The following is a 13,800-nucleotide window of genomic DNA, read 5'->3' on the forward strand; positions in this document are numbered from 1 at the left end:
TATGCGAATATGAGCGGCTATGATTAGTCCAACACACTACCGACAAGTCGAGCTGCCATGAAGACCTCCATTTGCCAGTGCGGCAACACCCTGCATTTTGAGAACAGCCAATGCATTGTTTGTGGCCGTAAACTCGGTTTCATTCGCGAGGATATGCAGCTCAGTGCGCTGGAATCTGCCGGCGAAGGCGTGTGGCGATCCCTGGCCAATGGCCGCAACTACCGGCTGTGTGACAACTACGCCCAATACGATATCTGCAACTGGCTGGTGCCGGTGGACGAGGGGAAAAAATATTGTGCTTCCTGTCGCCTGAACCAGATCATTCCCAACCTGTCACAGGGGCAGAATCTCAAACTCTGGCACCGGATTGAACTGGCCAAACGGCGTCTGCTGTATACCCTTTACCGGCTGGAGCTGCCGGTGGTGGGGCGTCGGGACGATCCGCAACAGGGACTCGCCTTCAAGTTTATGCAGGACCAGAATCGGCGTGACGAGTTCAGCAATACCCTGACCGGTGTTAACCAGGTGATGACCGGCCATCACAAGGGCATCATTACCATCAACATTCGCGAAGCGGAGGATAGCGCCCGCGAACAGATGCGCGAGCAGATGAACGAAGGTTACCGGACCCTGCTTGGCCATTTTCGTCACGAGATCGGGCACTATTACTGGGAGCGATTGATCCGGTTTGGCGGGCGGCTGGACGATTTCAGGGCGTTGTTCGGGGATGAGCGTCTGGATTATCAAAGTGCGCTTGAGAATTATTATACGCAGGAGCCCACCTCAAGCTGGCAGGACGGATTTATCAGTGGTTATGCCAGCGCCCATCCCTGGGAAGACTGGGCGGAAACCTGGGCGCATTATCTGCACATGGTGGATACCCTGGAAACCGCCAACGATATCGGTTTTCGTATCCAGAACGATCCCCATGCGGCCAGCGATAACCGCGGCGAAAGCGATCTCTCCTCGGTCAAAGGCGCCAACTTCGATGCCCTGATGGACGACTGGACCAGCCTGACCATCGGCCTCAATGCCCTCAATCGCAGCATGGGCCTGCCGGATGCCTACCCCTTCGTCCTCTCGGCTCCGGTACTGGAAAAACTCCGCTTTGTCCATCATCTCATAACCGATCGTCAGGGGTGAATCACCCCTTTTCATTGCGCAAAAAATAACGCAAAGGTCGCAAAGACGCAAAGGACGCGGAGAATCAAAATAAATAATCGTTAATATTGAGTCTTAAGCATTGAATACTTGTATTCGATATTTCGGATACTCTACATAGAGCTTCGATTCTCTCCCAGAGGCCATAACCTGCCAAATTGAACACAATAATCACTTTGCGTTCTCTGCGTCTTTGCGTCCTCCGCGTTAATTCCACAGAAAATAAAAATGAGGCAAGAACTTTCCGGGGGTTACTCTTCTTCCCAGTCGAAGCGGGGCAGGCGGTTGAAGGAGCGTTTGAGGCCTTCGTTCCAGCGTTTTTGCAGGGATTTGTAGATCGGGGAGTTGAGTGTCAGGGTGATGTGCCGTGGCGCTTCCAGGCTGTTGACCTGATAGATCGCCAGTTCCAGCGGCGGACCGACGGAGATGTTACTGCGCATGGTGGAATCGAGCGAGACCAGGGCGCAGCGGGCGGCGTCTTCCAGCGAAGTAGAGGCGCCGATAATCCGATCCAGGATGGGTTTGCCGTATTTGTTCTCGCCGATTTGCAAAAATGGCGTTTCCGGGGAGGCGCTGATGTAGTTACCCTGGGGGTAGATCAGGTAAATTTCCGGATCCTTGCCGGCGATTTGCCCGCCCAGGATGAAACTGGCCTCGGCGCTGCTTTTGGAGCCTTCCATCGCGGGTGCATGCTGTTGTTGCTCGCGCTGACTGAGCTTGCCGACATAGTGAGCCGCCTCGTAAAGGTGACCGGCGAGGGCGAGATTCATCCCGGCGTCGGGATCTTCCAGGTCCTTGTGGATATGATTGATCACGGCCTGGGACGTGGCCAGGTTGCCGGCGGTGAGGATGACAACGCTCCGCTCGCCGGGCCAGTTGAAACGGTGCATCTTGCTGTAGGTGGTGACGTAATCCACCCCCGCATTGGTCCGCGAGTCCGAGGCGAAGACCAGGCCCTTGTTGACCCGAATAGCGAGACAATAAGTCATGTTATTAATCGAATACCCGTCGTAAAGAAGCGTACAAATGGATGGTAACAGCCTGACTTATGGTCGTATATTTGCCTGGGATTGTCCATCACGTTATGCTTGAAGCGATATAATCAGAAGGTTATCAACACCATGGCGATACGCTGGGGCAGCTACAAGGTCAAGGGAATTTACGATGAGCTGATACGGGTCAGCGGGCGGCCACGCCCGGCGGCAAAGGTCCTGTGTGACTATCTGCGCGCGCTCAAGGACCGGGATATTGAAGAGTACCGGGCGGCGGCCGAGACCGCCATCCATGTCATGGGGATTACCTTTACGGTTTATACCGAAGAGGAGGGCTCCATCGATCGGGCCTGGCCGTTCGATATTATTCCCCGCATCATCGACCGCAAGGAATGGCAGCAGGTGGAAGCCGGGCTCAAGCAGCGGGTCAAGGCGCTGAACCTGTTCATTGACGATCTCTATCACCAGCAACAGATCGTCAAGGACGGGGTTTTTCCCGAAGAGCTGCTCAAGGATTCGAAAAACTTCCGCCCCCAGTGTGTGGGTGTTGACCCCCCGCATGGTATCTGGGCGCACATCTGTGGTTCGGATCTGGTGCGCGACAGCGACGGGACGATCTATGTTCTGGAGGATAACCTGCGTGTCCCCTCCGGGGTTTCCTACATGCTGGAAAACCGTCAGATCATGAAACGGGTCTTTCCCGAGCTGTTCGAGAATTACAATATCCTGCCGGTGGATGACTACCCCTCCCAGCTGTATGACATGCTGGCTTCACTGGCACCGCGTGGCGTTGAACAGCCGGAAATTGTGGTGCTCACTCCGGGCATCTACAACTCGGCCTATTTCGAGCATGCCTACCTGGCCCAGCAGATGGGGGCGGAACTGGTCGAGGGATCGGATCTGGTCGTGGACAAGGACAATATGGTTTACATGCGCACTATCGAAGGCCTGTCACAGGTGGATGTTATCTACCGGCGTATTGATGACATGTTCCTGGATCCGGAAGCGTTCGATCCCGAATCGATGCTGGGTGTCCCGGGATTGATGCGGGCCTGGAAAGCGGGCAACGTGGCGCTGGCCAATGCACCGGGTGCCGGGGTGGCCGATGACAAGGTGGTCTATTCCTATGTGCCCGAGATGATCCAGTATTATCTGAACGAAGAGCCGTTGATCGGCAACGTCCCCACCTACCGTTGTATTAACAAGAGTGAACGGGACTACGTCATCGAAAATCTTGCCAAACTGGTGGTCAAGCCGGCGAATGAGTCGGGCGGCTACGGGATGTTGATTGGCCCCCAGGCCAGCCAGGAGGAACGGGATAAATTCGTCAACCTGATCCGTCGCGATCCGCGTAACTATATCGCGCAGCCCATGTTGACCCTGTCTACCGCGCCAACCCTGATCGGCAACCGGGTCGAGCCGCGGCACCTGGATTTGCGCCCGTTTATTCTCAGTGGACAGAAAATCGATGTCACCACCGGTGGTCTGACCCGGGTGGCGCTGCGCAAGGGCTCCACCGTGGTCAATTCCTCGCAGGGCGGCGGCAGCAAGGATACCTGGATCGTCGACATGGAGTCGGGAACATGATGCTTTCGCGCGTTGCCAACAACATTTACTGGGCCGCCCGTTATATCGAACGCGCGGAAAATACCGCGCGGCTGATCAATGTTAACAGCCTTCTGTTGCTGGATCTGCCCAAACGGGTGCGCCTCGGCTGGGAGCCGATCATCGATATCCTGGGTAACCATGAGCTGTTCTATCAGCGTCACGATGCGGCGGATGAGCGTCAGGTGGTGCGATTTATGGTCAGCGAGCAGGCCAACCCCGGTTCGATCATCAGCACGCTGCGCCAGGCGCGGGAAAATGCCCGCACCATTCGCGATATTATTCCTCGCGAAGCGTGGGAACAGATCAACCACAACTATCTGCAGGCTCGCGAACTGGCCGGCAGCAGCCTGGGGCGGCGGAAGCGCGATGACTTTCTGCGCCAGATCATACTGGGTGCCCAGACCGTGACCGGCATGCTGGCCGGCACCATGACCCATGATGAAGGCTATGATTTTCTGCGCATGGGCCGCAACCTGGAGCGGGCCGACATGACCACGCGCATTGTCGATGTGCGCTCCGCTTCCCTGTTGCCGGAAATGAGCGAGGATCTCAGTCCGTTCGAGAATATCCAGTGGGTGAGCGTGCTCAAGTCCCTGACCGCCTATCAGATGTACCGGCGTGAAATGCGCATCCGGGTGCGTCGTCCGGATGTGCTGCGCTTTTTGTTACAGGAGCGCCGTTTCCCGCGGGCGTTTTACCATACGATTTGCGAGGTGGAAAACTGCCTGCAGCATCTGCCGCACAACGACAAGCCACTCAAGACCCTGACAGGCCTGCAGAAAAAAGTCCTGTCCGCCAAGCCCGAAAAACTGCACCAGGAAGAGTTGCATGGCTTTGTCGATACGCTCCAGGTGGGGCTGGCCAAACTGCACCAGGAAATCAGTGCCAGTTATTTCTGAGTTATCTGATCCGGCTCAATGTCTGACAGAGTTGACTCTGTTAATATGATATTCTGGATTGACTTATTATCCTGTCGGTCATCGCAGGTGCGTACGGCAACCTGAACCGGATCGACACATTCATCGCCAATTTAAAAAGGAGAATCCCATGCTGGGTGAAAAACATGATTTGATTCACGAGTTTCCCGAACACAAGGAGCGTATTCACGAACTCAAGCTCAATGACCCGCATTTTGCCAAACTGTTTGATGAGTATCATGAGCTCGAACACGAGGTACGTCGGATTGAAGAGGGTAATGAAACGCCGTCCGATGAATATACCGAAGATCTCAAGATGCGTCGTCTCCAGCTCAAGGACGAGCTTTTCAGTCTGATCAAAGGCTGAGTACCTCGTGCCAGCACGTATGGCTGGAGGCCTGCTGATATGGATGAATCAATTACTACCGCAATACGGGTAGTATGATGAAATCCCCGCAGGGGTGATATCAGGGACAGGGTACGTTTCACGCATCGTTATCCTGGTCGAAATGATGGCGCGCAGGATGCATTCTACCCGGCTGTAAACCTCTTGCAGAGACGTGAAGTGCGCGAAAAATAAACGCGTTCAGTTTTTCTTTGCCGTGGCGGTCTCTGCGAGAGAGCCGCTTTTTCCTTCTGTGGCACACCTGCCCCAAACAGGGATAACCCCCGAAACATCGAAGGCACCGCCCCGCACTGAAAAAAACAGGGGTTGGAACCGTCGGTGGATTGGGTGTGTTCAGACGATTGCCGGACACCGCGTTGCTATGTCCGGCCTACTACTCTCGCAGAGACGCAGAGCGCGCCGGGAATGAGAGCAATATCAGATTTCTCTGCGCCTTGGCGTCTCTGCGAGAGTTCCGCTTTTTCCTTCTGCGGCACAGCCGGGTTGTGTTTCCCCGCAAAAGGCGACGGTTTACCCGGGTTTAATTACTGTTCGGCATAGACTATTCGCATCATAATGCCATGGCGATCGACCGGTGCCGGCTGTGGCAGGTAGCAGTGGTCGGTTTCTTTGCAGCTGGCCATCACGGCCAGCACCATCGCATCGAGAATATCATCCGTCTGTAACTGCGCGCGTGGATAATGGCCAACGGCCCGATCGTACAGCTGGCGTGCGTTGCCAATGACCTGCGCCAGTAATGTCAGGCGTTGTTCCCGTCCCTCGGGCGATTTCTTGCGTGTCTTAAGCGGATGCGCTTTGTTGAGGGCATAAAATGCCACTTCCGGGTGGGATTCATAAATGCGGGACTGGGCGTTGGGGTGTTGACGCAGCCAGGTATCCACTTCGCGGATTTTGGGACAGATATTCCAGGTCTGGCGTGTGATCTTGCGATCAGTCTGTTGTGCATTGATCCGGCAGGCGGTGGTGTAGTCCGGCGCATAGACTGCGTTGCGCACGGGCGTGGAAAACACGCTGCTGTGACGATGGGGGCTTAACAGGCGCCGGGCCAGCTGGTCGCACTGGCGGGTCTGATCTTCAGCGAGGCCAACAGGAATATCGATGAAAATCCGATCCGCCGCACCGTAATCGTTTAGCAGGGTGTCGATCGTCGGGGCGAGGGCATACGACCAGCGATCGTCCTGCTTGATTATCGCGAACCAGCCGGCACGGCAGCCATCTATACCCAGTACCTGCGTCACGATCCGGTTTCTTCATGGGTCACAAAGCGCCGGGTGTGACAGGCCGGCTGCAAAGCCGGTTACGCGACCTGTGGCTGGTGAGCTTCACCATTGACTTTCTTCTGCCACTGGTAAATCCGCGTCGGCGGAATATTGAAAAATTCCATTTGCGCCTGTTCCGAGCCCATGATCGGTCGGCACAATGTCGCGACCCGATCGCGGGTCTGGTAAGCCACGAAGCGACCCTGAGGGGCCAGAGCGGATGAGACCGACTCGATAATCCGGGTGCCCATATCGCGGCTCATGGTCGAAAAGGGGATGCCGGAGATGACTGCATCGGGGGCACCAAGATCGTACTCTGCCAGGATCGCCTGGATGTCGCAGGCGCTGCCCAGGTGGGGGATGAGTCGCTCGTCGTTAATCTGGCTGATTACCTTGTAAAAGAAGTCATTGAGTTCGATGCTCAGCAGACGGGCATCGGAGGACATGGCATCCAGTAATGCGCGCGTCGTACCGCCGGTGCCGGGCCCCAGTTCAACGATGACCCTGGCGGAATCGGCACCGGCGGTTTCGATAATGCGTCGCTCCAGAAAGCGGGAGCTGGGTATGATAGAACCAACCTGAAGAGGATGTTTGAGGAACTGCTGCAAGAAAATCTGTCGGCCATTTGCCCGCACAGGGTTCTTTGTATTGTTAGCCATATCGCTCCTTCCCGTCGATATTATGTCGTAAGCGTGATGTTTGACTTTATCATTCCGGAAAAATGGAGGGAATCCATTTACCGGAATTTACACACAATGGAAGAAGGCGTTTACTGTTTTACTGGGTTATTTCGCGCCGACAAGCGAATGATCTTCCAGGCATCGTTCCAGATCGTCCAGGCGGGTGAGCGCTGCCTGGCAGCTCATGCCGGAGCAGGGATAGGCGATGACCTCGGCCTCGCCGGCGGGACGTTCGGCCAGCAGGCCCGGAAGTTCGCGGGCGTCGGTGGGGATGGCATAGCACTGCCGCGCCGGGCTGTAGGCCTGATGGCAGCGTTCAACCCAGGGCTGCATCGAGGCCGGGGTGCCACGCAGAACAATCAGCTGCGGCGGTGTGAGATGCTCTTCCAGTGCCAGTAGCAGTGCGCAATGGGCATAGGGGATCTGGTTGATGCCGGACCAGCTCATCTTGAGCGTGCGTTCAGCCGCCTCAAGATAACGGGTTTCGCCAATCAGGTGTCCCAGACGCTGAAGTGTGCTGGCGGCAACCCCGTTGCCGGCGGGCGTCGACTCATCCAGCGTCGGCCTGGGCCGGTGAAACAGCTGTTCGTGATCGTCGGCGGTGAAATAGAAGCCGCCCTGCTCCCGATCTTCAAATTGGGCCAGCAGGGTTTCGGCCAGTTGCACGGCAAAGGCCAGATCCTGATCGCGCCAGTCGGCCTGCAGCAGTTCCAGCAAGCCGTCGATCATAAACGCGTAATCATCCAGATAGGCCATCAGATGCGCCTTGCCATCCTTGCAGGTGGCCAGCAAGCGCTGATCGCGATAGAGCGTGGCATGGATAAAATCGACCGCGCGTTGCGCCGATTCGATAAAGTCCCGGCGCCCCAGGTGTTGTCCGGCGCAGGCCATGCCCTTGATCATCAGACCGTTCCAGGAGGTGAGGATCTTTTCATCGCGACCGGGGCGCACACGCTGCTCGCGCGCGGCGAACAGTTTGTGGCGGGCCGATTGTAATCGCGCTTGTGCCGCCTCAATGGAAATGGCCAAACGTTCGGCGATCATCTCCAGATCGGTAAAGATATGCAGATGCCAGTGGCCCTCGAAGTTGGCGCTGCGATCCAGTCCGTAGTGTGGGGCGGCAACGGCGTATTCGTCATCGCTCAGCAGGGCCTTTACCTGTGTCGGTGTCCAGACATAAAACCTGCCTTCCTCGCCCTCGCTGTCGGCATCGAGGCTGGAATAATAGCCGCCTTCGGGCGCTTGCATTTCGCGCATGACCCACTCGCCGGTCTCCAGCGCAATGCGTTTGAAGGCCGAATCGCCCAGTGCCCGCCAGGCCTCGGTATAGAGTTGCAGCAACGGCCCGTTGTCATAGAGCATTTTCTCGAAGTGAGGAATCATCCATTTCTCGTCCACCGAATAACGGTAAAAGCCGCCACCGAGTTGATCGTACAATCCGCCACTGCCCATGCCGTGCAGGGTCAGGTGCAACATATCCCGCGCCGGTTGATCGGGCCTGCCGTTGCGCGCGGTGGAAAACCAGTGATGCAGCAGCCGCTCCAGATTGGAAGGGTGTGGAAACTTGGGCGCCTGACCAAAACCGCCGTAAGTCGCATCGTAGTTTTGCGCCAGCTGATGCCGGGCGGCATCCAGCGGGCCGCTGTCGAGTTGTCCGCTGCCGCTAGCCTCGCTGGCCTGCATTCGGGCCAGCGCGTCCTGCAGGGCCTGGTTTTGCTGGCGGATATCGCTCTCGTGTTCGCGAAAGAAGGCTTCCACTTTTTGCAGCACCTCGGTGAACGGTGGCAGACCGTGTCTGGCCTGCCTGGGAAAATAGGTCCCGGCAAAAAAAGGCGTGTGGTCGTCGGGCGTTAACACCACATTCAATGGCCAGCCACCGCCGCGCTGGTTGAGTAACTGGAACGCGGTTTGATAAATCTTGTCCAGATCCGGGCGTTCCTCGCGATCCACCTTGATGTTCACATACAGCTCATTCATCACCCTTGCCACATCCGGGTCTTCGAACGATTCGTGCGCCATGACATGGCACCAGTGACAGGCGGAGTAGCCGATGGAGAGCAGGATCGGTTTGTTCTGCTCGCGCGCGATTTGCAGCGCCTCGGGGCCCCACGGATACCACTGGACCGGATTGTCGGCGTGTTGCTGCAGATAGGGGCTGGTTTCGTCGGCCAGCCGATTGGGGCGGCTCATGAGACTCCTCGCTATGAGGTTAATTCCTGACTATTAAGCTCAACTATACCGCAACGCGAAGTTGCTGTCGCCCTTGCGCAAAGGACCACAAATTCTGTAGCTTAGGCAACTGTTTCCCGAGGATATGAGCCAATCGTGACAGATGCCACCCCGCGTCAACTTCGCCTGAAAAAACGCGAAGAACGGCGCCTCAAGACCGGCCACCTGTGGGTCTATAGTAACGAAGTCGATGTCAAAACGACCCCGCTGACAGAGCTGGAACCGGGCGAGCAACTGCAGATCGCGGACTATCGCGGTAACGTACTCGGCTGTGCCTATGTGAATCCCAACAGCCTGATCTGTGCCCGCCTGTTCAGCCATCAGGAGGATGTCACGCTGGACGCACAACTGATTCGGCGTCGACTCGAGCGCGCCCTGACGTTTCGTCATGAGCTGTTTGCCGCGCCCCATTACCGGCTGGTTTACGGCGAAAGTGACGGACTGCCCGGCCTGGTAGTGGACCGCTTCGATACGATCCTGGTGGTTCAGATCACCACGGTCGGCATGGATGTGCTGCGCGACACGATCCTCGAGGTACTCGACACACTGCTCAAACCGGCGGTGATCTATTTACGTAACGACAGCAGTGCCCGCGAACTGGAAGGCCTGACGCGCTATACCGACGTGGTCAAGGGCGAGCTGCCGGGCCGGATCGAACTGATTGAAAACAAGGTGCGCTTTGAAGTGCCACTGGCCGAAAGCCAGAAAACCGGCTGGTATTTTGATCACCGCCTGAACCGCTTACGCTGCCAGGCCTATGCGCCGGGGAAACGGGTACTGGATGTCTTCTCGTATGTGGGGGCCTGGGGTGTCCAGGCACTGCATGCCGGTGCCAGTGAAGTGATTTGCGTGGACAGCTCCGAAGAGTATCTGCAGGTCGCCCGGGCCAATGCGCGGGCGGTCAAGGAGCAGGGGTTGACCACTCTGGCTGGCGATGCGTTTGATGTTCTGCGCCAGTTGCATGAACAGGGCGAACGCTTTGATATCGTGGTGCTCGATCCCCCCGCCTTTATCAAACGCCGCAAGGATATGAAAGAAGGCGAGCTGGCCTATCGGCGTATTAACCGGCTGGCCATGCGCCTGTTAAACGAAGACGGACTGCTAATCTCGGCCTCCTGTTCCTATCACCTGGGCCGCCGAAAACTGCTGGACAACATCCGCCGCGCGGCCCACAAGCTGGAACAGGAAGTCCAGGTACTGGAGCAGGGCCACCAGGGACCCGATCACCCCGTGCACGCCGCCATGCCCGAGACCGATTATCTCAAAGCCTATTTCTGTCGATTACTGGCCATGTAATCGACAGGGACGAGTGACGAGGCTTTTTTGTTGCTTTTTAACTCGTCCCTCGTCCCTCGTCCCTGGGTCCTCGGCCCTTGCTTGATAAAAGAGAATACATTAATGATTGTTGATTTTGATCCCGTTGCTTTCGAGGTGTTTGGGCTGGCAGTCCACTGGTATGGCCTGATGTACCTGATCGGTTTCGTCGGCGCCTGGTGGCTGGGTCGCCTGCGTGCCCGCCAACCGGGGTCGAACTGGACGGCGGTACAGGTCGATGATCTGCTGTTCTACGGGGGACTGGGCGTCATCCTCGGCGGACGGGTCGGGTATGTACTGTTTTATAATTTCGGCCCGTTTCTGGACGATCCGTTGTTGCTGTTTCGGATCCAGGAAGGGGGGATGTCCTTCCACGGCGGCCTGCTGGGCGTGATGCTGGCTCTGTGGCTGTTCTGCCGCAAATATCACAAGGCCTATTTTGCGGTGCTGGATTTTGTCGCGCCGCTGGTGCCGCTGGGGCTGGGTGCCGGGCGCATTGGCAACTTTATTAATGGCGAGCTGTGGGGGCGGCCGACTGATTTGCCCTGGGGGATGGTGTTCCCGCTGGCCGGACCGCAGGCGCGCCATCCCAATCCGCTCTATGAGGCCTTTCTGGAAGGGCTGGTGCTGTTCGTGATCCTGTGGTGGTTCTCCGCCCGATCTCGACCGCGGCGGGCAGTGTCGGGGATGTTCGCACTGTGCTACGGCGTATTTCGATTTGCCATAGAGTTTGTACGTTCCCCGGATGCCCATATTGGCTATCTCGCCTGGGGCTGGCTGACCATGGGGCAATTATTGACCTTGCCGCTGATGCTTGCCGGACTTTACCTGTTATGGTCGGCCTACCGGCAGCCTGTCCCGGCAACCACGGGCTAGAGGAAAATATTCAGTAAAATACGGGGCCAGCCGATAACAGGAGCGAGCCCCCCAACCAAACCAGGGAGATTGACCATGTTTGCACTTATTCAACGTGCACTGCTGATCGGGCTGATGCTGAGTTTCAGTCTCACCGCCAGTGCGGCTGAACTCAAACCCTTCTCGCTGGCCGGAATCGCCGACAGCGAGATGTCGCGCGTGGTGAGCGATGTCCAGGGCCGGCTCGAACGCGGCGGCTTTGAGATTATCGGCACTTACCGCCCTTACGACGGGGCGCATATTTTTGCCGTGACCAGCGAAAGATTGAAAAATGTAGCCCGGCAGAGTGATTACGGCGGCTTTGGGGCGGTCATTAAGGTGGCGGTCACCGAGGTGGCCAATCAGCAGGGCGGCAAGCAGATTCAGGTCAGCTACAACAACCCCGAGTATATCGGTCTGGCCTACAATATGGGTTCCCGTCTGGCGCAGGTGAAGCGCCGTCTCGGACAGGCGATCGGCTTTGACCGGGATTTCGGCGGAGACGGCATCGATGAAGACAAACTGCCGAGCTATAACTACACCTTCGGTCTGGAAGATTTTTACGGCTTCTTCGATTTTGTCGATCACGGCAGCCATGCCCAGGCGGTACGCAAAGTCGAGCGCGGTCTGGCCACCAACAATTTCGGCATTGGCCAGGTCTACAAACTGAAGGTGCCGGGCAAACAGCAGGTCGTCTACGGTCTCAGCCTGCAGGCCGATGTGGAGGAACAGAAGTTTCTCAATGATAAATTTGTCATGGATGTGATCGACCACCAGCCGTTACGGCGCACGGCCCATCTGCCGTATGAAATCATGGTCAACGGCAGCAAAGTCATAGCCCTGCATCCGCACTTTCGGCTGGCGGTCATGTTCCCGGATCTGCGCATGTTCGGCGAGCACAGCTTTGGCAGACTGATGGACCTGCCCTACGTGTATGAGGAATTCTTCACCCAGGCCGTTGGCGGGCAGTGGCCGCCCGGCGGTGACAGCTGGTAAACCCTCCGGGCTGGTTTAAATAAAAGTTCCCAATACCCGATCACCACCCCGGTAAGGGTGGAACAAGCGAAGCGGTTCCACCTGAACCCCGGCTGGTTTTTTCAGTGCGTGTTGGTGTGTTCGGTGGTTATATCTGCCTGGTCTGGCGTGCAGTAGAAGGAAAAGCTTATATCTCGCAGAGACGCCACGGCGCAGAGAAAGCTGATATCGCTCATTCTCAGCGTGCTCTGCGTCTCCGCGAGAGTATTATAGCCGGGTCGGCAGAGCGTCCTGCGCTCTATCATTTCGACCATGATAATGGTGCGTGGAACGCTCCACTGCCTGACTCGCCTCCTGCGGGGCTTTCATTTCCCCCTTCCTGGCAGTGGATTCAGGGCATTCCGCGGTTATGTTACCCACACGGCAATAGAGCCGGACTCACAGGCGTGATAAAATCGACCAACAAACAGCCACCTGTGAATGAGGCGTCGACGTGAAACAGTATCTTGAGCTGATGCGGCATGTGCGGGACAACGGCACGCGCAAGGACGATCGAACCGGCACCGGCACGCTCAGTGTGTTTGGTCACCAGATGCGTTTCGACCTGGCGCAGGGGTTTCCGCTGGTAACGACCAAGCGTCTGCATTTACGTTCCATCATTCATGAACTGCTGTGGTTTTTGCGCGGTGACACCAATACCGCTTATCTGCACGATAACAAGGTGACTATCTGGGATGAATGGGCCGACGAAAACGGCAACCTGGGTCCTATCTACGGGGCTCAATGGCGTTCCTGGCCAACCCCCGATGGCCGGCATATCGATCAGATCAGCCAGGTAATCGAGCAGCTCAAACACAAGCCCGATTCGCGGCGTATCATTGTCAGTGCCTGGAACGTGGCCGATCTGCCCGACGAATCCGTCTCACCGCAGGCCAATGCCCGTAACAATAAAATGGCACTGGCGCCCTGTCATGCGTTTTTCCAGTTCTATGTGGCCGACGGCAAACTCTCCTGTCAGTTGTACCAGCGCAGTGCCGATATTTTTCTCGGTGTGCCGTTCAATATTGCCTCCTATGCCCTGCTGACCATGATGATGGCCCGGATCTGCAATCTGCAGCCGGGTGACTTTGTGCATACCCTGGGCGACGCCCATCTCTATCTCAATCATCTGGAGCAGGCCGACGAACAGCTGAGCCGCCAGCCCTACCCGCTGCCGACCATGAAGATCAACCCGGCCATCGATAACCTGTTCGATTTTCGTTTCGATGATTTCGAACTGGTCGACTATCAGTATCATCCGCATATCAAGGCGCCGGTGGCGATATAAGGCGAAGTTGGCAGATGGCAGTCGGCAGTCGTAAGTCG

General features: G+C 56.9%; 12 protein-coding genes. 8 read left to right on the plus strand and 4 right to left on the minus strand.

Going from position 1 to position 13,800, the window contains the following annotated elements; genetic code table 11:
- The first annotated feature begins 57 nt into the window (after positions 1 to 57).
- The gene (locus U5K34_RS07750) at positions 58 to 1,143 is read left to right on the plus strand and encodes a putative zinc-binding peptidase (RefSeq protein WP_322567812.1); all 1,086 of its coding nucleotides are present in this window, start codon (positions 58 to 60) and stop codon (positions 1,141 to 1,143) included.
- 269 nt (positions 1,144 to 1,412) lie between these two features.
- Here the strand turns inward: U5K34_RS07750 and U5K34_RS07755 are convergent, their stop codons facing one another.
- Positions 1,413 to 2,150: a proteasome-type protease gene (locus tag U5K34_RS07755; protein ID WP_322567813.1), complete on the minus strand. Its 738-nt coding sequence runs from the start codon at positions 2,148 to 2,150 to the stop codon at positions 1,413 to 1,415.
- A gap of 132 nt (positions 2,151 to 2,282) precedes the next feature.
- Here U5K34_RS07755 and U5K34_RS07760 point away from each other — a divergent pair, with 132 nt between their 5' ends.
- The 3 genes from U5K34_RS07760 to U5K34_RS07770 all read left to right on the plus strand — a co-directional run bounded on the left by U5K34_RS07760 (position 2,283) and on the right by U5K34_RS07770 (position 5,045).
- Positions 2,283 to 3,740, plus strand: a complete 1,458-nt coding sequence (locus tag U5K34_RS07760) for a circularly permuted type 2 ATP-grasp protein (protein WP_322567814.1) — start codon at positions 2,283 to 2,285, stop codon at positions 3,738 to 3,740.
- Entirely contained in the window at positions 3,737 to 4,660 is a 924-nt protein-coding gene (locus U5K34_RS07765) for an alpha-E domain-containing protein (protein ID WP_322567815.1), read from the plus strand. The genes U5K34_RS07760 and U5K34_RS07765 overlap by 4 nt, the downstream gene beginning before the upstream one ends.
- A gap of 148 nt (positions 4,661 to 4,808) precedes the next feature.
- Positions 4,809 to 5,045, plus strand: coding sequence for a YdcH family protein (locus U5K34_RS07770; protein ID WP_322567816.1), 237 nt, complete (start codon positions 4,809 to 4,811; stop codon positions 5,043 to 5,045).
- Between the two features lie 563 nt (positions 5,046 to 5,608).
- Here the strand turns inward: U5K34_RS07770 and U5K34_RS07775 are convergent.
- The 3 genes from U5K34_RS07775 to U5K34_RS07785 form a co-directional block, all read right to left on the minus strand.
- Entirely contained in the window at positions 5,609 to 6,322 is a 714-nt protein-coding gene (locus U5K34_RS07775) for a DUF429 domain-containing protein (protein ID WP_322567817.1), read from the minus strand.
- Positions 6,323 to 6,381: 59 nt separating this feature from the next.
- Positions 6,382 to 7,002, minus strand: coding sequence for a hypothetical protein (locus tag U5K34_RS07780; RefSeq protein WP_322567818.1), 621 nt, complete (start codon positions 7,000 to 7,002; stop codon positions 6,382 to 6,384).
- A 126-nt stretch (positions 7,003 to 7,128) separates the two neighbouring features.
- Positions 7,129 to 9,213, minus strand: a complete 2,085-nt coding sequence (locus tag U5K34_RS07785) for a thioredoxin domain-containing protein (protein ID WP_322567819.1) — start codon at positions 9,211 to 9,213, stop codon at positions 7,129 to 7,131.
- 135 nt (positions 9,214 to 9,348) lie between these two features.
- Here U5K34_RS07785 and U5K34_RS07790 point away from each other — a divergent pair, with 135 nt between their 5' ends.
- From U5K34_RS07790 to U5K34_RS07805, 4 genes are all read left to right on the plus strand, one after another.
- Positions 9,349 to 10,548, plus strand: a complete 1,200-nt coding sequence (locus U5K34_RS07790; protein ID WP_322567820.1) for a class I SAM-dependent rRNA methyltransferase — start codon at positions 9,349 to 9,351, stop codon at positions 10,546 to 10,548.
- Positions 10,549 to 10,650: 102 nt separating this feature from the next.
- The gene (gene lgt / locus U5K34_RS07795) at positions 10,651 to 11,442 is read left to right on the plus strand and encodes a prolipoprotein diacylglyceryl transferase (RefSeq protein WP_322567821.1); all 792 of its coding nucleotides are present in this window, start codon (positions 10,651 to 10,653) and stop codon (positions 11,440 to 11,442) included.
- Between the two features lie 75 nt (positions 11,443 to 11,517).
- Entirely contained in the window at positions 11,518 to 12,456 is a 939-nt protein-coding gene (locus U5K34_RS07800; RefSeq protein ID WP_322567822.1) for a hypothetical protein, read from the plus strand.
- A 472-nt stretch (positions 12,457 to 12,928) separates the two neighbouring features.
- Complete coding sequence (locus tag U5K34_RS07805; RefSeq protein ID WP_322567823.1) at positions 12,929 to 13,762, plus strand: thymidylate synthase; 834 nt, start codon at positions 12,929 to 12,931, stop codon at positions 13,760 to 13,762.
- Positions 13,763 to 13,800: the final 38 nt, after the last annotated feature.

It is taken from the genome of Thiohalophilus sp. (genome assembly GCF_034521165.1).
Classification (GTDB): domain Bacteria; phylum Pseudomonadota; class Gammaproteobacteria; order UBA6429; family Thiohalophilaceae; genus Thiohalophilus.